The following is an 838-nucleotide window of genomic DNA, read 5'->3' on the forward strand; positions in this document are numbered from 1 at the left end:
CGCCCCAGCTGCCGTGTGCCGGCATCGTCGCAGCGAATTGATCAGGTCGCTCGTGGACCAATCTTGGGCCGTGCTTCTTGGCGATGACACGCGGCCTGCCGTTCAGCCCTCATCCAAACTTGAATAACACCCCATATCCGCCACGCGGATAGCTCCATTCGATGTCGCCAGTGGGTTCGCCGATGACACGGCAGGTGCCGCATTCGATGCAGCCGTCGACGGTGACCTCGACCTGCCCCTTGTGGTTGAGTTCATAGCAGCGCGCCGGGCAGACCTTCAAGAGTGCAAGCAGCTGTGGGGACGGCTTCGTATGTGCGCGTACTTTGATGTGAGGATGACCGACGTCGACAAGATAGCGGTTGTAGAACAGCTTGTCCTCGACGCGCACTGATGTCTCGACATTCATATTTCAGCTTCCTTAGCTTTGATTCTGATGGGTTATCGCCAAGCGCGCGCGAGGCGGAATGCATCGCCAAATAAACCGGTCCATGACCGCGCATTGACAAAGGATTTCAACGTCAGCTTCTCCTTCTCGGCCTTCGGCGTGCCGTCGACCCGTACATAGTTCTGCATCGCCCTGGCGACGAGCTGCGGATAGGTGAGAAAGAAGTTTTGCGAGTTGGTATGCATCAGCATCGGCATATCCTTGTGCTTCTTGAGATCCTTGATCACGAAGGATTCGTCCAGCATCTTCTTGTAGAGCGACAGATTTGCCGCAGTCATGGGATAACGCCGTGATCTCACCTGGACGATAGCTTCCGCCGCAATGCGGCCCGAGGTCATCGCGAGGTTAGAGCCCTCGCGATGAATGGCGTTGTTGAGCTGCGCCGCATCGCCG

1 protein-coding gene and 1 pseudogene are annotated in these 838 nt (G+C 57.2%); both read right to left on the reverse strand.

Annotation, left to right across the window (positions count from 1 at the left end; translation table 11 throughout):
* Positions 1 to 109: 109 nt before the first annotated feature.
* Positions 110 to 406, reverse strand: a complete 297-nt coding sequence (locus tag AAFX91_RS42090) for a ferredoxin family protein (RefSeq protein WP_130582215.1) — start codon at positions 404 to 406, stop codon at positions 110 to 112.
* A gap of 32 nt (positions 407 to 438) precedes the next feature.
* A pseudogene (locus AAFX91_RS42095) lies at positions 439 to 838 on the reverse strand (FAD-dependent oxidoreductase); the annotation flags it as partial.

This window comes from Bradyrhizobium sp. 31Argb (assembly GCF_043638955.1).
GTDB lineage: Bacteria > Pseudomonadota > Alphaproteobacteria > Rhizobiales > Xanthobacteraceae > Bradyrhizobium.

Excerpts from the sequence above, each read along its gene's own strand:
- AAFX91_RS42090 (WP_130582215.1), bottom strand. The coding sequence starts at position 406 with ATGAATGTCGAGACATCAGTGCGCGTCGAGGACAAGCTGTTCTACAAC.